At 70.0% G+C, this 18,033-nt stretch carries 14 protein-coding genes and 1 pseudogene; 6 read left to right on the plus strand and 9 right to left on the minus strand.

The window, feature by feature from the left end; genetic code table 11:
- The first annotated feature begins 102 nt into the window (after window positions 1–102).
- Window positions 103–459, plus strand: coding sequence for a MerR family transcriptional regulator (locus tag ACIBJC_RS08920; protein ID WP_399289704.1), 357 nt, complete (start codon window positions 103–105; stop codon window positions 457–459).
- Window positions 460–822: 363 nt separating this feature from the next.
- Here the strand turns inward: ACIBJC_RS08920 and ACIBJC_RS08925 are convergent, their stop codons facing one another.
- Complete coding sequence (locus ACIBJC_RS08925) at window positions 823–1,410, minus strand: hypothetical protein (RefSeq protein ID WP_399289706.1); 588 nt, start codon at window positions 1,408–1,410, stop codon at window positions 823–825.
- 536 nt (window positions 1,411–1,946) lie between these two features.
- Between ACIBJC_RS08925 and ACIBJC_RS08930 the strand changes: the two genes are divergently transcribed.
- Together ACIBJC_RS08930 and ACIBJC_RS08935 are read left to right on the plus strand one after the other, a co-directional pair.
- The gene (locus tag ACIBJC_RS08930) at window positions 1,947–3,215 is read left to right on the plus strand and encodes an MFS transporter (protein ID WP_399289708.1); all 1,269 of its coding nucleotides are present in this window, start codon (window positions 1,947–1,949) and stop codon (window positions 3,213–3,215) included.
- Between the two features lie 276 nt (window positions 3,216–3,491).
- Window positions 3,492–4,127 carry a maleylpyruvate isomerase N-terminal domain-containing protein gene (locus ACIBJC_RS08935; protein ID WP_399289710.1) on the plus strand — a complete coding sequence of 212 codons (636 nt, stop codon included), beginning with the start codon at window positions 3,492–3,494 and terminating at the stop codon, window positions 4,125–4,127.
- Here ACIBJC_RS08935 and ACIBJC_RS08940 read toward each other — a convergent pair.
- Window positions 4,114–4,401 carry a hypothetical protein gene (locus ACIBJC_RS08940; protein ID WP_399289712.1) on the minus strand — a complete coding sequence of 96 codons (288 nt, stop codon included), beginning with the start codon at window positions 4,399–4,401 and terminating at the stop codon, window positions 4,114–4,116. The genes ACIBJC_RS08935 and ACIBJC_RS08940 overlap by 14 nt on opposite strands.
- Before the next feature lie 166 nt (window positions 4,402–4,567).
- On the opposite strand from ACIBJC_RS08940, the gene ACIBJC_RS08945 reads away from it, so the two are divergent.
- Window positions 4,568–5,221, plus strand: a complete 654-nt coding sequence (locus ACIBJC_RS08945) for a M15 family metallopeptidase (protein WP_399289714.1) — start codon at window positions 4,568–4,570, stop codon at window positions 5,219–5,221.
- Here ACIBJC_RS08945 and ACIBJC_RS08950 read toward each other — a convergent pair.
- From ACIBJC_RS08950 to ACIBJC_RS08975, 6 genes and pseudogenes are all read right to left on the minus strand, one after another.
- Entirely contained in the window at window positions 5,214–5,609 is a 396-nt protein-coding gene (locus tag ACIBJC_RS08950) for a hypothetical protein (RefSeq protein ID WP_399289716.1), read from the minus strand. The genes ACIBJC_RS08945 and ACIBJC_RS08950 overlap by 8 nt on opposite strands.
- A 155-nt stretch (window positions 5,610–5,764) precedes the next feature.
- Window positions 5,765–6,364, minus strand: coding sequence for a hypothetical protein (locus ACIBJC_RS08955; protein WP_399289718.1), 600 nt, complete (start codon window positions 6,362–6,364; stop codon window positions 5,765–5,767).
- Window positions 6,365–6,388: 24 nt separating this feature from the next.
- Window positions 6,389–7,225: a carbohydrate ABC transporter permease gene (locus ACIBJC_RS08960; protein ID WP_399289720.1), complete on the minus strand. Its 837-nt coding sequence runs from the start codon at window positions 7,223–7,225 to the stop codon at window positions 6,389–6,391.
- Window positions 7,222–8,187 carry a carbohydrate ABC transporter permease gene (locus tag ACIBJC_RS08965; protein ID WP_399289722.1) on the minus strand — a complete coding sequence of 322 codons (966 nt, stop codon included), beginning with the start codon at window positions 8,185–8,187 and terminating at the stop codon, window positions 7,222–7,224. The genes ACIBJC_RS08960 and ACIBJC_RS08965 overlap by 4 nt, the downstream gene beginning before the upstream one ends.
- Complete coding sequence (locus ACIBJC_RS08970; protein ID WP_399289724.1) at window positions 8,184–9,521, minus strand: ABC transporter substrate-binding protein; 1,338 nt, start codon at window positions 9,519–9,521, stop codon at window positions 8,184–8,186. Before ACIBJC_RS08970 ends, ACIBJC_RS08965 begins: the two co-directional genes overlap by 4 nt.
- A 383-nt stretch (window positions 9,522–9,904) precedes the next feature.
- A pseudogene (locus ACIBJC_RS08975) lies at window positions 9,905–10,258 on the minus strand (Gfo/Idh/MocA family protein); the annotation flags it as partial.
- 425 nt (window positions 10,259–10,683) lie between these two features.
- On the opposite strand from ACIBJC_RS08975, the gene ACIBJC_RS08980 reads away from it, so the two are divergent.
- Window positions 10,684–11,727, plus strand: a complete 1,044-nt coding sequence (locus ACIBJC_RS08980) for a LacI family DNA-binding transcriptional regulator (protein ID WP_399289726.1) — start codon at window positions 10,684–10,686, stop codon at window positions 11,725–11,727.
- 51 nt (window positions 11,728–11,778) lie between these two features.
- On the opposite strand, the gene ACIBJC_RS08985 is transcribed toward ACIBJC_RS08980, so the two are convergent.
- Complete coding sequence (locus tag ACIBJC_RS08985; protein WP_399289728.1) at window positions 11,779–13,824, minus strand: glycoside hydrolase family 97 protein; 2,046 nt, start codon at window positions 13,822–13,824, stop codon at window positions 11,779–11,781.
- A 502-nt stretch (window positions 13,825–14,326) separates the two neighbouring features.
- Here ACIBJC_RS08985 and ACIBJC_RS08990 point away from each other — a divergent pair.
- The gene (locus tag ACIBJC_RS08990) at window positions 14,327–17,974 is read left to right on the plus strand and encodes an alpha-glucuronidase family glycosyl hydrolase (RefSeq protein ID WP_399289730.1); all 3,648 of its coding nucleotides are present in this window, start codon (window positions 14,327–14,329) and stop codon (window positions 17,972–17,974) included.
- Window positions 17,975–18,033 lie beyond the last annotated feature (59 nt).

The raw sequence follows: 18,033 nt of genomic DNA on the forward strand, positions 1-18,033 counted from the left end.
CAACGGTTCGATCGGCCCCCAGGGCTGCCCCCGGAGCCGGTTATTGCTAGCCTGAACTTGACGTCAACGTGAGGTATGGGCGGGAAGGGAGTGACCTGCGTCATGCGCATCGGACAGCTCGCCAGGCGGTCAGGGGTCAGCGTGCGGGCCCTGCGCTACTACGAGGAGCAGCGGCTCCTGGAATCTGCGCGGACGCCCGGTGGCCAGCGTGACTATCCCGACGAAGCCCTGGAACGGGTCCAGCTCATCCAGGACCTCTTCGCGGCCGGCCTCTCCAGCCGTACCGTCGTCGAACTCCTGCCGTGCGTGAGCACCGGCGTCGCGACCCCCGCCATGCTCGACCAGCTCATCGTCGAACGCGACCGCATCGCCGCACGGATCCAGGACCTGACCCGGGCCAAGACCAAACTCGGCCGCGTGATCGAGAATGTGACCGCGGCGAACGTGGCGCAGGACTGATCAACCCGTCGCGAGGGGTGGGGCCCCGACCTGTCCGGCATTCACCGGGCACTGGCCGGCCACGGGAAGCCCCAGGCGTATCCGGAGGCCGTCGAAACAGCGTTCGTCGCTCTCGCTGCCCCGGACACACGCCGGGCAGCGGTGGGCAGGGCAGGCCGCGGCTGACCACGGTGCCGGCACACCGCAGGACCGGTCAGCCGACCGCTCCGCAGCCATCGGATCGCCCCGCCCCATCCCGGGTGCGACGAGGAGACAATCCGACGGTCACATGATCCGCCGGACGCTGCCCTGTCGAGAACGCCGGCCCCGTGCAGTTCCCCGTGTCCCTGACGGAGCGCTGCCCCTTGCCGGCGTTTCCGGCTGTCAGTTGAAGATGTCCAGAAGGTCCGGCCAGGAACCTGCGTCGTCGGCGGGGCGGGGCCGCATCGGGAGCGGATCCGGGTAGGTCTCCGCCGCGGCCCTCGCGCGGACGATGTCGGGCCCGCCGCACGCCGCGACCGCGAAGGCGCCGAAAACCTTGGCGAACGCGGCCGGGTCGCGGAACTCCACGCCGAACGCTCGGCCGTCCAGCAGCGGCACCCACACCACCCGGTCGAACCGTGGCCATTCCAGCACCGGCTGGTCGTCCGCAGTGGAACGCCCCTCCAGCCACAGCCGCGCCACGTGCAACAGGTTCACCTTCTCCATCGACAGCCGCTTTCGCCGTACCCGCAGTTCACGCGCCGTCAGCTCGACGCGCTGGTCCTTCTTCGGGTACCAGACGACGCCGATCCCGAACGGCACCCACAGCAGGATCCCGATCATCGGCCAGACCAGAGCGTCCCCCCACGACCGGAGCAGCCCGCCGTCCATCAGGTACAGGGCCCCGAAGACCAGAACCCACTTCGCCGTCATCCGCCAGAATCCGCTGCCCTGCCGGTACAGGACCCGCCGCTTCCCCGTCATCGCCATGCCTGCACGCTATCCGCCGCACCGCAGCTCACCGTAGGCGCCCTACGCCAGCGCGAGGACGAGTGAGGTCCATCGCTTCTGCCCTGTCTCGTATCGATGGCTACGGCGAAGGGACATCCAGCCCCGCCCAGACGAAGAGGACCACACCCTCTTCGAACGCCACCGACGTGGCCGGCCCGGGGTGGCGTGAGCCGCCCCTACCCCCTCCAGCCCCGCCCGCCGACCAGGCACCATGCCCTCCGCGCTCCGGGCCGCCTTCGATGCCGGGATGCAGCGGCTGGGTGCCGGTCAGGGCGCGGGGAAAGGAAGAGCCGTTCGTGTTGCTTCTGGGGGTGTTCGTTTCCGCGCGCCGTTCCTCTACGCTCAAGGAGGTCATCAACTACCTTATGACATCTGCCCGATGACGGAGTCGGCGTGGGGTGCGCGTCCCTGCTCCATGCCACCACTGGACGGCTTCAGGCGCAGCCACGGGTCGGCACATCCGGACGCCGACGACCCGTGTGGCGCGTCCCGCCGGGCGGCGAAAGGGATGCGTCGTGCCTTCGGCTTCGGCGAACTACCGTACTCTGCTGCGCACTTCGGGTGCTGTGGCCTTCTTCCTTCCCGCCGCTGTCGGGCGTCTGGGCATCGCCATGACGGGGATCGGCATCGTCTGGCTGGTGCACGCACGCACCGGGTCGTATGCCGCCGCGGGTCTCGTCACCGGCGGATTCGCTGTCGCGGACGCCGTCGCCGGGCCCCAGATCGGGCGCCTTGTCGACCGTTTCGGGCAGGCGCGGGTGCTTCCGTGCGCGCTGGGCGCACATTCCGGGGCCGTGGCGCTGCTGTTCGCCGGCGCCGTTCCGGACCTCGTCGCCGGAGTGTTCGTCGGGGCAACGCTGCCCCAGCTCGGTGCCCTGTCCGCCGCTCGCTGGTCCGCCCTGCTGTCCGGTGAACGGGCCGCCGCGCTGCCCACCGCCTTCGCCCTGGAAGCCCTCGCCAACGGCGTGTCCTACATGGCCGGCCCGGCCCTGGTGAGCGTCCTCGGTGCGGCGGGCCACCCAGGCGTCGGGGTGCTGCTCGCCGCCGCGCTCGTCGTCGGCGGCGGGCTCGCCCTCGCCGCCCAGCGCCGCACCATGCCGCCCCTCACCGGCCCCGCCGAACGCCGGCACGCCGCACGCGCCCTGCTCCGCTCCGCATTCCTGCGGCAGGTCGCGCTCGGCCTCACGCTCGGGGTGTTCTTCGGCGCGATGCAGGTATCCGTCGCCGCGTACGCCGTCGAACGCGGCACGCCGGACGCGGCAGCACTGCTCTACCTCGCCTCCAACTGCACCAACCTGGTGGGCGGTTGGGCCTACGGAGTCTGGCGCCACGGCGGCTCCCCCCGACGCCGCCAGGCCGCGGCCGCCGCCTGCCTCACCCTCGCGAGCCTCCCGCTGACCTTCCTCGACGCGCCCCTCGCGGTCGGCGCCACCCTCGCCCTGACCGGACTCGCCGTGCCGGTCCTGCTGATCCTCACCTCCGTGCTCACAGAGTCGTCGGTCCCGCGCGCCGTCCTCACCCAGGCGTTCACCTGGGGCAGCTCCGCAAGCGCGGCAGGATCAGCGGGCGCCGCGGCGGTCGCGGGGCGAGTGGTGGACGCGGGCGGCGCGCACGGCGGTTTCGGTGTGGCGGCGGGGGCCGGAGCGGTGATGACGGTCCTGGCCCTCGGCGGTCTGCGGGGCTCATCACCGGACATGCCGAAGTCGTCCGCGCCCGCAGAAGCCACGGCGCCGAACCTGTCGGCCACACAGCGGGATTGGTCCACGAACCGCAAGACGCTCTGAACTCCACGATCCGCCGCGAACGGCACCTTCATGGCTGTGCCTGTTCCTTCCGGAGTCGTTTGTCGGTGGCTTCGGGAGTCACTCAGGGGAGTGTCGGCTTGATCGACACCAGTGACTCTTGATGTCACTCGGCGGGCTCGCGTGTCGCGATGGGTGGCATGTGGGCGGTTATGCCCTCTCGGGGCGGGTGTGCTGCGTGGACGGGTGTGTGGCATCGCGCTGTTCCCTCGGCAATGCTGCGTAGGGTTGGGATTCCGGTCGGATCATGGGGGGCTTGTGAGTCTGAAGAACGCCTACGTGGAAACCGCCGCACAGGCCGTGGCGTTGCTGGACGCACCGGAAGTGGCGGCCTCGTGGGAGAAGCCCAGTGCGTTGGCGCGGTGGACGGTCGGCGGACTGGCCGGCCACCTCGCGTATCAGGTTTTGAGCGTGGGTCCGGCGTTGGAGGGACCTGGATCTGAGCAGGAACCCATCTCTGTGCGGGAACACTACGCGCGAGCCGTATGGATCGACGCGCCGCTCGACGGCGAGATCAGCTCCGGGATTCGAGCGAACGGTGAAGGCATCTCGTCCGAAGGCGTGCGGCGGCTGGTCGAGCGGGTCCGTGCCGCGCTCGATCAGCAGCGAACCGGCCTTGAGGAGGTGCATGGCGACCGGGTGGTGTTCATGCCGCAGACAGGGTGGGCGCTGAGCCTGGACGATTTCCTCATGACACGGATGGTCGAGCTCGCTGTGCATATGGATGACCTGGCGGTCAGTGTGGGCCTCGGTGCTCCGGAGCTTCCCTGCTCTGCCCTCGATCCCGTGGTTACGCTGTTGACCGGGCTTGCCGTCCGACGTCATGGCCCGGCAGCGGTACTGCGCGCCTTGACTCGCGCGGAGCGGGCACCGGCTGCGATCAACGTGTTCTGAATGTCGCGTCAGCTCGCCCGGCCCGTTCGGCCTGGGCTTTGGTGTGGGCAAGGCGGTAGGACTCCGCGTCCCCGTCGTGCGGGACTTCCTCAAGACCACCCGGTAAACCAGCCACGATGGCGCTGGCCCGCGGCTGTGCCTGGTCGTCGTGCTGCTCCGTGTGGTGGGCGGCGGCGATCGCGGTGTGCTGGGCGAGGACGCGGCGCGGGTTTCTCAGGTCAAGGGTGTTGGTCGCGGCCCAGCCGTGGAGTTCGTCGCGGTCGACCCAGTACACGCAGGGTGGTTCGTCGCCCGCGGGGCCGGCTTGGTCGTAGGCGGTGAAGGCGGCGGCTTCGGCGCGGCGGCCGACTGTTGGTCTCCGGCTTCGGCGTGGGCGCGGGAGGCGCGGGCGTGGAGCATCGTGGTCATCCGGTCGGAGCCGCGTCGGGGATGATCGGCGTATGACGGAGATCGTTCTGATGTCGGATCCGAGGGTTGCCGCTGTACCGGTGGAGGAGTGCGGTGAACGGCTGGTGGACGTCCGGGCCGACGGCACGCTGCTGGTCGACCCGCGCAAAGAGGACGAGGCGGGGACCTTCTGTTTCCTCCGCGAGGGGGTTCTTGACCGGCTCGTCAAGGCGCAGGAGTTGTTGCCGCGGGGGTTGCGGCTGCTCGTGGTCGAGGGATACCGGCTCCCCTCCGTTCAGCAGCGGTACTTCACCGAGTACGCCGCCGAGCTGCGGGCCGCTCACCCGCACTGGTCCGCGGAGCGGATCCGCTCCGCCGCCAGCCGGTACGTGTCCCCGCCGGAGATCGCTCCGCACAGTGCCGGGGCGGCGGTGGATCTGACGCTCGCGGACGCGGACGGCCGGGAGTTGGATCTGGGCACGAGGATGAACGCGAGCCCTGAGGAGAGCGGCGGCGCCTGCTACACGGACGCCGGCAGCATCAGCGGTCAGGCGCGTGTCCATCGCGGGATCCTGGGGGCGGCTCTCACCGGGGTGGACCTGGTGAACTATCCGACGGAGTGGTGGCACTGGTCCTTCCAGGACCGCTACTGGGCCCTGACTACGGGTGCGGCCGCCGCCCGATACGGTCCCCAAGACCTCAGCTGAGCGGGGCGGCGTGTTCGCTGTCGCCGAGGATGATGCCACGGCCGGCGAAGAACCTGTCGAGGCCGGTCCAGGGCACATGCGTGAACTGCTGGGACTGGCCGGGGAGTCCGGACGGGTTGTGCAGTGCGACCCCGGTGGGGCCGGCGCCGACGGCGAGTACCAGGTGTCCGCCGCGCTGCGGCGGTGCGGCCGCCGGTGTCCGGATCGTCCTGTGGACGGACAGCATCACCAGACGGCCGCCGCTGATCTCGTCACGGATCTCGTTGCGCGTCAGGTCGCGGGGACGGACCAGGGCGTACAGGCTCGGCGAAGAGACGTACGGCAGGGACTTGGTGCTGCCCGCCCCGCTCGACGTGCTCCTCGTCCACCTGATCCGCGCCTGTCTCATCGAACGCGCGGAGCTGCAGACCACCGGCTGGTGCGTCGCCCTTGACGACGAGACGATCGCACGATCACTGCGCGCCAGGCGCGAACGCCCCGCCGATCCATGGACCGTGGAGTCATCGGGCGCACCAGGACGGAAGGGCGGGGGAGAGGGACGGCTCAGTCGTCCTGCGGGCGGTCCGCCGTGAAGCGGAGGTCCACGGCGGTCGCGGCGAACGCGAGCGGCCCCGGAAGGAGTGGGACGAGCAGGGGGATCGACCAGGCCAGGAGCACGGCCAGGGGCACGGCGCCGGCGAGGAGGAGCGTGCCGCGCGGGTCGGCGACCGAGCGGACCAGGCCCTCGCGGGCGGACAGGCGGTGAGGGGCGTCCAGCGCCGTGGCGCGCAGTCCCACGATCGTGGCACCCAGGGCCGTGAGGGCCAGCGCGGGCGCCATCGCGGCCGCTCCCGGCAGTGCGCTGCGTACCAGAGCGGCGTCGATCAGCAGGACGAAGACGAGGAGCGGCGGGATCAGGCCGGAGGCCAGGGGCCCCGCCGTGAGGCGCGCCCGCAGATGGCCGATGTACGCACCGACTCCGGCCGGTGCGCCGTTGCCCGCGGTGTCACGCAGGGTCGCGGACGCGGCGGCGAACGCGGCCGGAATCGTGACGACGGGCAGACAGGCGACGCCCGTGAGAAGGCCGACGAGCAGCATGTCGGCGAAGAGGGTGAAGGCGGATCCGAAGATTTCTCCGGGCTCCCGGCGGTCGCTGGGAGGCAAGGGCGGTGCGTGGTCCACGGTGTCTCAGCCCTTCAGCCCGGAGGTGGCCATGCCCTGCACCAGATAGCGCTGGAACACGAAGAAGAACAGGACGATCGGCAGTACGGAGATCACCGACATCGCGAACATGGGCCCGTAGGCGGAGGTGCTGGACTGGTCGACGAAGCTGCGCAGGGCCAGTGTGATGGTGAACTTCTCGGGCGCGAACAGATAGATCATCTGTGTGAAGAAGTCGTTCCACGTCCAGATGAACGTGAAGATGGCCGTGGTGATCAGCGCCGGCCGGCTCATCGGCAGCGTGATGGCCCAGTACGTACGGAACGCGCCGCAGCCGTCGATGCGGGCCGACTCCTCCAGTTCACGTGGTAGTCCGCGCATGAACTGCACGATGAGGAAGACGAAGAACGCCTCGGTGGCAAGGAACTTGGGCAGGATCAGCGGCCAGTACGTGTCCACCAGGCCGAGCTGGTTGAAGATGATGTACTGGGGGATCAGCACGACGTGGTGCGGCAGCATCAGCGTGGCCACCATGAAGGCGAACATCACCTTGCTCATGCGAAAGCGCAGCCGGGCGAACGCGTAGGCGGCCAGGGAACACGACAGGACGTTGCCGATGACGGCGCCACCCGCGATCAGCACGGTGTTCCGGAGCAGCCGGGTCACGGTGACCCCGGACACACCGTCCATGGCAGTCGTGTAGTTCGACCACTCCAGATGGCTGGGCCACAGATCGAGGCTGGTCACCACCTCGTCAGCCGGCTTGAGCGACGTGGCGAGCAGCCAGGCCAGGGGATACAGCAGGACGAGCAGGCCCACGACGGCGATCGTGTGCGGCAGCCATCGCTTGGTGGTGAGGTTCATCGTCCCTCCTCGTCCGCGTAGAAGACCCAGGACCGGGACGTCCTGAACAGGATCAGGGTGATGACGCCGATGGCGATCAGCAGCAGCCAGGCCATGGCCGCCGCGTAGCCCATGTGGGAGGCGGTGAAGCCGCGCTCGTACAGGTACAGCGTGTAGAACAGCGTGGAGTCGGCGGGACCGCCTTCACCGCCACTGACCGCGAAGGCCGGGGTGAACACCTGGAAGGACTGGATCATCTCCAGCACCAGATTGAAGAAGACGACCGGGGACAGCATCGGTACGGTGACGGAGACGAACTGCCGCCAGCGGCCCGCGCCGTCCAGCGCCGCCGCCTCGTAGAGGTCGGGCGAGATCTGCTGGAGCCCCGCAAGGAAGATCACCATCGGGGCACCGAACTGCCACACCGTCAGCAGGACGACGACGTACACCGCCAGATCGGGATTGCCCACCCAGCCGCCGATGTCGATGCCGACGGCACTCAGAGCGTGGGAGACGGAGCCGCCGTCGTTGAACAGCGCGCGCCACACCAGGGCGATCGACATGCTGGCCCCGAGCAGGGAGGGCGCGTAGAAGGCGGAACGGTAGAAGGCGCGGCCACGGCCGAGGCTCTTCAGCAGCATCGCCGCCCCGAGCGCGAGCAACAGCTTGAGCGGTACGGCGACGACGACATACAGCAGAGTGGTACCGACCGACCGCCAGAACCGGGGGTCCTCGGTGAGCATCTCCTGGTAGTTGCGCAGGCCCACCCACCGCGGCGGGTCGAACAGGTTGTAGTCCGTGAACGACAGGTACAGCGACACCGCCATCGGCACCAGGGTGAGCACGGCCGCGCCGATCATCCACGGCGTGAGGAACACGTAGGCGGGCCACTGCTGTTCACGGCGGCGCCGACGCCCGGCCGGCGGCGCCGGTTCCGTCGTGCGGTGGGCGCGCGCGGGCACCGTGGTCGACACCGGGCTCATGACCGCAGCTCCCGGCTCGCCTCGTCGATGAGTTCGCGCGCCGCCTGCCGCGGGGAGGTCAGGTCGTACATGACGCGCTGGTACACGCGTTTGAAGGCGGTCTGGATCGCGACATCGCCCCGTGGTGGTGCGGTCGGCGGGGCGTCCAGGCCGTACTTCTCCATCTTCTGCGCGTACTCGTAGATCTCCCGCTCCGGTCCCTCAAGGGTCTTGGCGACGCGGGCGGCGATCTTGCGGTTGGATGGTGTGGAGCGGGTGAAGCCGAGGACGTCGCCGGCCCGCGGGTCGTTGAGGAGGAAGTCGACCAGCGCGGTCGCTTCCTCGGGGTGCTCGCTGTTCGCCCCGACGCCCAGCAGCATCGAGGGCTTGAAGTACGCGCCCTGGCGTCCGTCGGTCGTGGGGACCGGAGCGAAGTGGATGTCGTCGCCGAGCAGTGCCGTGTACCCGGGGAACGGCGCGTCCCAGGTGAAGTCTGCGGCGGCGAGCCCGCGGCCGATGGGACTGGTTTCGGTGGTGTTGGCCTGCGACGTGTCCTTGGCCTGCGCGACGGCGCCCGCCACGCGCAGCCTGTCGCAGAACGTCCAGAACTCGGTGAGGTCGTCCTCGGTGAAGCCGAGCTCCGTCCGGCTCGCGTAGAGCTGCCCGCCGCGACTGCGCAGCCAGTCCTCGAAGACGTCCTCGTTGGGCCCGCCGTCGTTCGCGCCCGCCACGGTCCGCCCGTCGGGGGACTTCAGGCCCAGGGCGGCGATCTTCCTGTTGGCGTCCGCCCAGTCCTGCCAGGTCCAGTCGGGCCCGGGCGTGCGGATGCCGGCCTTCTTGTGGACAGCGGCGTCGTAGGCGTATCCGGTGATGCCGCGGCCCATCGGCACGGCGTACTGCTCGCCCTCGTAGGTGCCGGTGCGCAGGAACTCCTTGCCCATCTCGGACGTACGGATCGTGCGGTCCTCGACGGCGTCGCCCAGCGGCAGGAGCACGCCGCCTCCCGCGTACTGGGAGATCTGCCGGTAGTCGAGCTGCGCCACGTCGGGTATACCTCCGCCCGCGGCCTGGGTGGCCAGCTTCTGCATGTATGAGCCGAAGTCCGCGTTCGACGTGAGCACGGTGACGCCGGGGTGTTCCTTCTCGAAGAGCCGTACAGCCTCATTGGTGCGCTCGGCGCGGTCGTCGTTGCCCCACCAGGAGAAGGTGAGGGTGATTCCCCCGGATGCTGTGTCGCTCGCGGCGGAACACGCGGAGAGTGATGCCGACAGGGCGGTGCTGAGACCGACGGCGGCTGCGGCCAGGACGGCCCGGCGGCCTGGGAGTCGGCGCCGGCCGCTTCGGGGCTCGGGCATGGGGCCCTCCAGGAAGGAGACGTGGATGGGACGGGGCGGGGGCCCGGGCGGCGTGGGCGGATGCCCCGCCGCACGGATCGCCCGGTCCTGCTGTCAGATACCGGAATGGACGGCCGACCGGCCGCACATGCCGAAACGTCCGCGTGCGGTGGGCCCGGTCGCGGTCACCCGGGCCTCGGCCAGATGCCGTTCGTCCTTGCCGCGCACTGCTGCGAGCTGCGGCCGGGTCGCCTCCGCGGCGGCGTGCGCACCATCACGCCACCGCTGTTCCCGGTTCGCGAGCCGGGGCCGCACCAGCGCGGCGGCGGCTCGCCGGAACGCCGCCAGCGGCTCCGGCCGGCCGTTCTCGGTGCCTTGCGCAGTTCCAGGAAACGCCGGGTCGCGACGGTGGCGACGGCCCCGTCGGCGAAGCGGACCTGCGCGGTGGACACGTCCTCGGTCTCCACGTCGTGCGCGAGCCGGGCCGCCATGCCGCGCACCTCGGCCCGCGGGCCCATCAGATCCAGCAGCAGGTCGGTCTGGTGGATGCCGTGCCCCGTCGCGGGGCCCCCGCCCTCGGTCGCCCAACGACCCCGCCACGGCACGCCGTAGTGGGCGCGGTCCCGGTACCAGGTGGTCTGGCAGTGGGCCACCAGCGGCCGGCCGAACGCGCCGGCCTGGAGCGGACCGTGTATGTGCCGGGCACCGGAACCGAAGCGGTGCTGGAAGACGATGGACACGTACGGGTCCGCGTCGCCCACGACGTCCACCTCACCCTCGGCGGCCGGCGTCTGCGACGCGGGGAGGTGGCTGGACCGCGCGGTACCCTCTGCGCCGGCCCCGGCTGTGCACAGTGGGGTGTGCGAACGGTGCGGAGACATGGGGAGCCTCTCAAGAGACAGACAGGTGGACCACTGCGGGCAGTGCGCATGCGGGGTGGCGCTTTGCGTGCGGGCCCCGGGTACGGCGCCCTTCCATGGGCGCGGACGGCCGCGGCCTGCGGGCATGCGGCGGTCGGCCACCTGTTGTGGCACGACCGATGCTGATCTGTTCCAACGTTGTAACCGCTGCGTATCTCCGAGGTCAACCCTTCGTCGGAGAGGACTTGACGACCGGTCCGGGCGCGACGGGCACGGCAAGACCGTGCATAATCAAAGAAAGCAACGGTTATGGGGGCGCGCCGGTGGCAGCAGTGACACTCAAAAACGTGGCGGAGCGCGCAGGAGTGTCGATCAAGACCGTGTCTAACGTTGTACGTGGCGCCCCACGGGTGTCCGAGAGCACACGGACACGCGTGATGCAGGCCGTGAGCGAACTCGGCTACCGGCCGAACCCGTCGGCACGCCGGCTGCGGACCGGCCGCAGCGGCCTGATCGCCCTTGCCGTCCCGGACCTCGCCACGCCCTACTTCGCCGAACTCGCGCACCACGTGGGGGCGAAGGCCTCGGCCCACGGCCTCACCGTCCTCATCGAGGAGACGCTGGGAGACGCCAAGGAGGAACTGCGCCTGGCGACCGGCGTCGGCGCGTCGCTGCTGGACGGCGTGATTCTCTCGCCCCTGCGCGTGTCGCCCGCCGACCTCGCACCTGTCGCCGACGAGTTCCCGCTGGTCCTGCTCGGCGAGCGCAGCTACGAACACGATCACGTCGTGGCCGACCACGTCCTCATCGACAACGTCGCCGCGGCGCGTGACGTCACCGCGCATCTGGCCGGTCTGGGCCGTACCCGGATCGGCGCCATCGGCGTGGACCAGCCGCAGTCGGCGACCAGCCGCCAACGGCTGGAGGGCTTCCAGCAGGCGCTGCACGAAGCCGGACTGACCTACGACCCGCGCCTCGCGGCACGGATCAAGGAGTTCGACCGCCGCAACGGACTGCTGGCGATGCGCGGTCTTCTCTCCCTGCCGGCGGAGGCACGGCCCGACGCGGTCTTCTGCTTCAGCGACATGCTGGCCGCCGGTGCCCAACGCGCCTTGTACGAAGCGGGCTTGAACGTCCCCGGGGATGTCGCTGTGGCAGGCGTGGACGGATCTGAGGAGTCGCTCTACAGCACGCCCTCCCTCACCTCCGTGGTCCCCGACAAGGCCGCGATCGCATCCCTGGCCGTGAAGTGCCTGGCGGCCCGCATCCGTTCGGAGGAGCGCGTGCCGTTCGAGGTGCACAGGGCTCCGTACTGGCTGGAGGTGCGGGAGTCCACGGACGGAGTGCGACGGCGGCTGTCCCCGTGAGCAGCACGTCCCGCTCCGTGCCGGGGTCGTTCCTCCTGGAGAGCCCGAAGGTCATGAACGCGCGCGGCGGAAGCGGATCGCGGTGCCTCCACCGGCGACGAGTCCCAGCTTCAGTACGGTGGAAGCGCGCACCGTCTCGGTCCGGACATCGATCGGCAGCGGGTTGTCGTGCCAGCCGGTGTCCGCGGCGTCGCTGTAGATCTCGGCTCGGTACCGGCCCCGTCCCAGGAACCGCAGCGGCAGCCTCAGCGTCCGGTCGTGCTCGTCGGTGATGGCGCCGAGATACCAGGTGTGGCCCTTGCGGCGGGCGACCACCGTGTAGTCGCCGATCACGCAGTCCAGGAAGCGGGTCTCGTCCCAGCTGGCGGGCATGCCCTTGAGGTAGGCGAATCCAGGGTGGGAGTGGTAGTTCTCCGGGGTGTCGGCCAGCATCTGCAGTGGGCTGAAGAACACCGAGTACAGCGCGAGCTGTGCGGCCGAGGTCGTCTGTACGCGGGTACCGAGTCCGGCCGGGTCCCAGGTCACGTTGAGCACGCCCGGGGTGTAGTCGGCCGGCCCGCCCATGAACCTGGTGAACGGGAGGATCGTGGCCTGTTCCGGCGGGTTGCCGAGCCGGCCCATGTAGTTGTGCTGCTCCATGCCGGCGACGCCCTCGCCGGTCATCATGTTCGGGTAGGTGCGCGCCAGCCCGGTCGGCTTGATCGCCTCGTGCGCGATGATCATGATCTGGTGGCGGGCCGCCGTCTCGACGACACGCTGGTAGTGACGCACCGCTTCCTGGTCGAAGTGGCTGCGGTTCACCCCGCCCAGCACGAACTTGGTGGCGTAGCCGGTCTTGACCGAGTGGATGCCCAGTTCCGCGTATCGGGCGAAGACCGATTCCAGGTGCTGCTCGTAGTGGTCGACGAAACCGCGGGTCTCGTTGTGCGCGGTGAACCCGACGCCGTTGGCCCGGGCGTAGCGCAGTACCTCGGCCAGGTCGAAGTCGGCCCGCGGCGTGAGGAAGTCCTGGCCGGTCCAGTTGCCGCCTGCGTTGGTGTTCCATCCCTCGGCGAGTACGGAACTCGCGCCCGCCTCCCTGGCGAGGTCGATGTAGCGTTTGACCCGCTCGGTCGTGGCGCCGTGCCGCGGCCCTTCGGTCCAGGTCGTGTGTCGCCGCTGCAGTTCCCACCAGACACCGACGTACGTGCCGGGTGAGATCCACGAGGTGTCCGTGAGCGCGCACGGCTCGTTGAGGTTCTCGATCAGGTGCGATTCGGCGAGATCGCCGGGTCGGCCGCCGATGACCAGCGTGCGCCAGGGGGTGGAGAATTCGCCCCTGAGGTGGGCCTTCGCGCCGTCGGGAAGGCTGATCAGCTCGCTGGTGAAGGTGCCGGGCCGGTTGCCGTCGGCGGCGAGGGTCATGCTCGGGTAGTCGATCAGCGCCGCCTCGTGCACCACGATGTACTCACCACCCCGGGTGGCCAACGACAGCGGGGTCTGGGCGGTTCTTACGTCCGCCAGCCGGGCCTGCCGGTAGTGCCGTTCATCGGCGTTCCAGTCCGTGCCCGCCGCCAGCGACCAACTCGTAGCGGTCGGCGGCAAGGAGAACTCGGTCCTCTCGGCGGTCACGGTGTAGCGGTCGAGCCCGGCTTGGGCCGGCAGACGGTAGCGGAAGCCGACGCCGTCGTCGAAGACCCGGACGATCAGGTCCAGCCGTAGCCCGGTCGCCGGTTGCACGGTCCGCAGTACGCACTCCCGCGCATGGTTGCGGACGAGCGCGTCGGGCCCCCACACCGGCCGCCATCTCTCGTCCACGGTCCTGCGCCGTACCGATTCCAGCACCAGTCCGCCGGTGAGCGAGGGCCGGTCGGCCAGGTCGAGCCCCAGCCCGGAGGAGGGCAGCAGGGTCCTTCCGTGTCGTGCGACCTGATAGCGCAGCCGTCCGTCCGTCACCCGCACGGTCATCCGCAGTCGGCCGTTCGGCGAGGCGATCGTGACGTGGCCGGGCGGTCCGGCGGACTCGGTGGCGGGCGCGGCGGGCGAGGCGGGCGCCCCGGCGAATACCGCGCCGGCGGTGGCGCCGAGGACGGCACGACGGCTGGGGACATGGGCCATGTCACGCTCCATCACGGGTGGTTGGCGGCAGGCAGGGAGGAACCCGACGCGCGATCTGCCGCACCGGCGTGCCGTTGCCACGTTGGTGCAACGATGTAACAAGTGCCTTCTACGGACGTCAACCCTTCGGCGGACAGAAGTGACTCGCAGGGGCGCCGAGGCTCGGCACGGTCGGGGCCTCGCGCACGGCCTCGTCGCGACACGCGCTCCGAGAGTGTGGGGGCGGAGAGTTCGCCATCCGCCCTTCGAGCACCCAACTCACCTTCGAGTGAACAGAACTTCACGGACCGGTCGACGGACCGGTCGACGGTCCGATCGGTGGTGACCACGCCGTTCCGCCTCGCAGTCAGGTGCCGAACAGCGGCCCGGGACGTGGATCCGTGCTTGGGCGACAACACCGACAACGCGGATTGCTGCCAGTGCCGTTGACATGGCGGCGGTACGACGTGAAGGCTGCTGCCGCGGTAAACGTTGTAATGACCGATGGAGGAGGCTCGCTGTGATGGCGCAGTATCAACTCGGACGCAGACGTCTGCTGCAGGCCTCGGTTCTGGCGTTCGCCGCGGCGGCCGCCCCGTGGAGCGCTTCCGCCGCCTCGGCCGCGCGGCTGGTCGACGAAGACGGGTACGAGCTGTGGCTGCGCTACCCGCTCGTAGCCGATCCCGATCGCCTTGCGGAGTACCGGCGGAGCCTGACGAGCATCGCCCGGCACGGTGACGGTCCGGTGCTGGAGAACGCCGAGGCCGAGCTGCGGCGGGCGGTCGAGGGGCTCACCGGCACGTCTCCCGCCGATGTCCGCGCCGCCGAGGCGGCGATCGTCGTCGGCCGTTTGGAGGAGTCGTCGCTGCTGCGCTCCTGCGTGGACGAGGACCGGGACTTCCGCCTCCGCGAGCAGGGGTTCGTGATCAAGTCGGTGAGGGCGCGCAACGGGCGCCGACGGATCTTCATCGTCGGTCGCACCGAACGCGGAGTTCTCAGCGGGGTGTTCCATTTCCTGCGGCTGTTGCAGCTCCGGACACCGCTGGCGAAGGTCTCGACCCGGCAGAACCCGGCCGTCGGGTTACGGATGATGAATCACTGGGACAACCGCGACGGTTCGATCGAGCGCGGCTACGCCGGCACGACGGTCTTCGGCTGGGACGAGCTGCCGGAGATCTCCGACCGGCACGTCGACTACGCGCGGGCGATGGCCTCCATCGGGATCAACGCCTCGGTGATCAACAACGTCAACGCCGATACGGAATTCATCACCGGCGACATGCTGGACAAACTGGCGCCGCTGGCGGCTCTCTTCCGGTCGTGGGGCATTTCCCTGTGGCTCTCGGTCAACTACGCCGGCCCACTCGTGCTGACGGCCGAGGACGAGGATCCGGTCACGACGGCCGACCCCGCTGATCCGCGTGTCCAGCAGTGGTGGAGCGCGAAGGCCGACGAGGTCTTCTCGAAGCTGGACGGGTTCGGTGGGTTCCTGGTCAAGGCGAACTCCGAGGGCCGGCCCGGCCCGCTGGACTACGGCCGTACCCATGCCGAGGGCGCCAACATGCTGGCCAAGGCGGTCCGCCCGTACGACGGCAAAATCATCTGGCGCAGCTTCGTCCATGAGGACTTCAGCGACTGGGCGGAGTACCAGTACCGGACCTTCGCGCCGTTGGACGGTGACTTCGACGACAACGTCGTCCTGCAGACAAAATACGGGCCGATCGACTTCCAGGTCCGCGAGCCGGTGCACCCGCTGTTCGGCCGGATGCGCCGCACCCACCAGATGGTCGAGCTCCAGCTGACCCAGGAGTACACCGGCCACGCGGTGCACACCTGCTACCTGGCGCCGATGTGGCGCGAGGTCCTGAGTTTCCCGACACAGGGACCGGCCAGCGGGCCGACCGTGGCCGAGATCCTCTCGGAGGGTTCGCTGCGGGAACCGCGCACCGGCATCGCCGGCGTCAGTAACTTCGGCGCCGACCAGGACTGGACCGGCTACCAGATGGGGGCGGCCAACACCTACGCCTTCGGACGCATGTGCTGGGACACCGACGCCGACCCCCGGGACCTGGCCGAGGAATGGGTACGAATGACCTTCGGCACCGACCCGAAGGTGACCGGCATCGTCGTCGACATCCTGGCCAGTTCCCGGGAGACGTACGAGGCGTACTCCTCCCCGCTCGGATTGGGGTACTTCACCAACCCCGGCGGCGACCACTTCGAGCCGAACCCGAAGGCGACGCTCTTCCAGTCGCACCACACCACCGCCGAGGGCACCGGCTTCGACCGCACCGCGGCCACCGGCAGCGGCTTCGCCGGGCAGTACCCGAAGGCCTGGCAGGACGTCTACGAATCCCTGGACACCTGCCCGGACGAACTGCTGTTGTTCATGCACAGGGTCCGCTACGACCACCGCCTTCGGTCCGGCTCCACGGTCATTCAGCACATCTATGACACCCACTTCCAGGGCGTCGAGGAGGCCCAGCGGTTCCTCCTCGCCTGGCGCACGCTCGCCGGGCGGGTCGACGCGCACCGCCACGACGACATGGAGGCATCGTTCACGGCACAGGTGGAGCACGCCCGCCTGTGGCGGGACGTCGTCGTCGGCTTCTACTTCGACCACAGCCGGCGCGTCGACGAGCGGCGCACATGGTTCCAGGTCACCCTCGGCGCACAGCGCGTGCTGCTCGGCGGCAGAGCGAACCTGCTGCCGGTCGGGGTCACCAACGCCTCGACGGACACGCGTCAACTGCGTGTGCGGCTGCGCCCGCCGAACGAGCGGTGGACCTCCGCGACCGCCACCGGCGAGGTCGCCGGCGCCGAAACCGTCGAACTCGAACTGTCGGTCGCCCCGCCGCTGGCCGGCACCGTCGCACGGTCGGACTTCGAGGTGTCACCGAAGCTCACCCGCCTGGACGGGGCGATCCCGGACCTGGTGGTCGCCCCGGACGGGGCCCGCTGCCGACTGGCCCTGAACGCCGGACCGGACGGCGGTGCGTCGATGCCCGGTTACACCCCGCTGAGGCCGTCGTCCGCCTGGTCGCCGGAGGCCGGCTTCGGCTGGGTGGGGAACAAACCCACCGGACGTGACCGCGGCGGCGAACCGCTGATCCGCGACATGCTCTACAACGACCGCTCCCGGGTGCTGCGCATCGCCGTACCGGCCGGTCGGCACACCGCGTATGCGCTCGTCGGCGACACCGACGCGAAGGCCTCGCCGACCAGGGTCGCGGTGGACGGCAGGACGGTCGCCACCAGCCCCAGGCAGCCCAGCGGCACTTTCACCTGGCTGGAGCTGCCGCTGGACGGCGGCGCTTCGGGCCGCGCCGTGGACCTGACCTTCACCGGTGAGGGAGGGCCCTGGCGACTGAACGCGCTGGCCCTTCCGGACGAGTCACTGCCGAAGCCGTCCCTGCTGGTGATGAAGGCGACCATGGAACAGGTCTGGTGGACCGGCAGGCCCAACGAGGTCACGCTGCTGGTGCGCAACGCGGGCGACACGGATCGCGAGGTCACCGCCGAACTCGCCACCCCGGACTCCTGGGAGACGACGTCGGACACCGTCACCGTCAAGGCGGGCACGGAGGCGAAGCTGACAGTCACCGCCACCCCGGAGTCGAAGCCGGGCTTCGCCACCGTGGACATCCGCGTCGACAGCGGGAACGAGGAGGTCGAGCGTGGCCGATCGGTGCCGGTGGTGACGGCCCCGCACGCTGACGACGCCGTGCTGGCGCTCGACGCAGGACCGGACGGGAGCACCCTGGTGCCCGGCTGGACCCGGCTCACCCCCGGAGACCGGTACGACGACGAGCGCGGCTTCGGCTGGACCAAGGAACGCCCCGACCCACGCGACCGGGGCACCGGCGACGCCCTGCGGCGCGACTTCGTCACCCAGAAGATCAAGGACTGTGCGATCCGTCTGCGCCTGCCGGGTGGCAAGCACACCGTGTGGGTCCTGACCGGCGACATGGTCGCCGAGTCCGCCATCACCACCATCTCCGAGAACGGCACCGTCCTGGCGAGCTCCGGTGGCGACACCTTGCCGGCACGCACCTTCGTCTGGTTCTCCTTCGAGCTGGACGGCGGGGCATCCGGCCGCACCGCCGAACTGGACATCACAGGGTCGCAGTTGAACGGCCTGTGGCGGATCGGCGCGCTCGTGGTCGTCTGACCGCGACTCGCGACCCGCACCCCAGCGCCGCTCCCACCGCCTCACCGGCTGCCGTGGGC

Source organism: Streptomyces sp. NPDC050509 (assembly GCF_044457965.1).
In the GTDB taxonomy this organism is placed as follows: Bacteria; Actinomycetota; Actinomycetes; order Streptomycetales; family Streptomycetaceae; genus Streptomyces.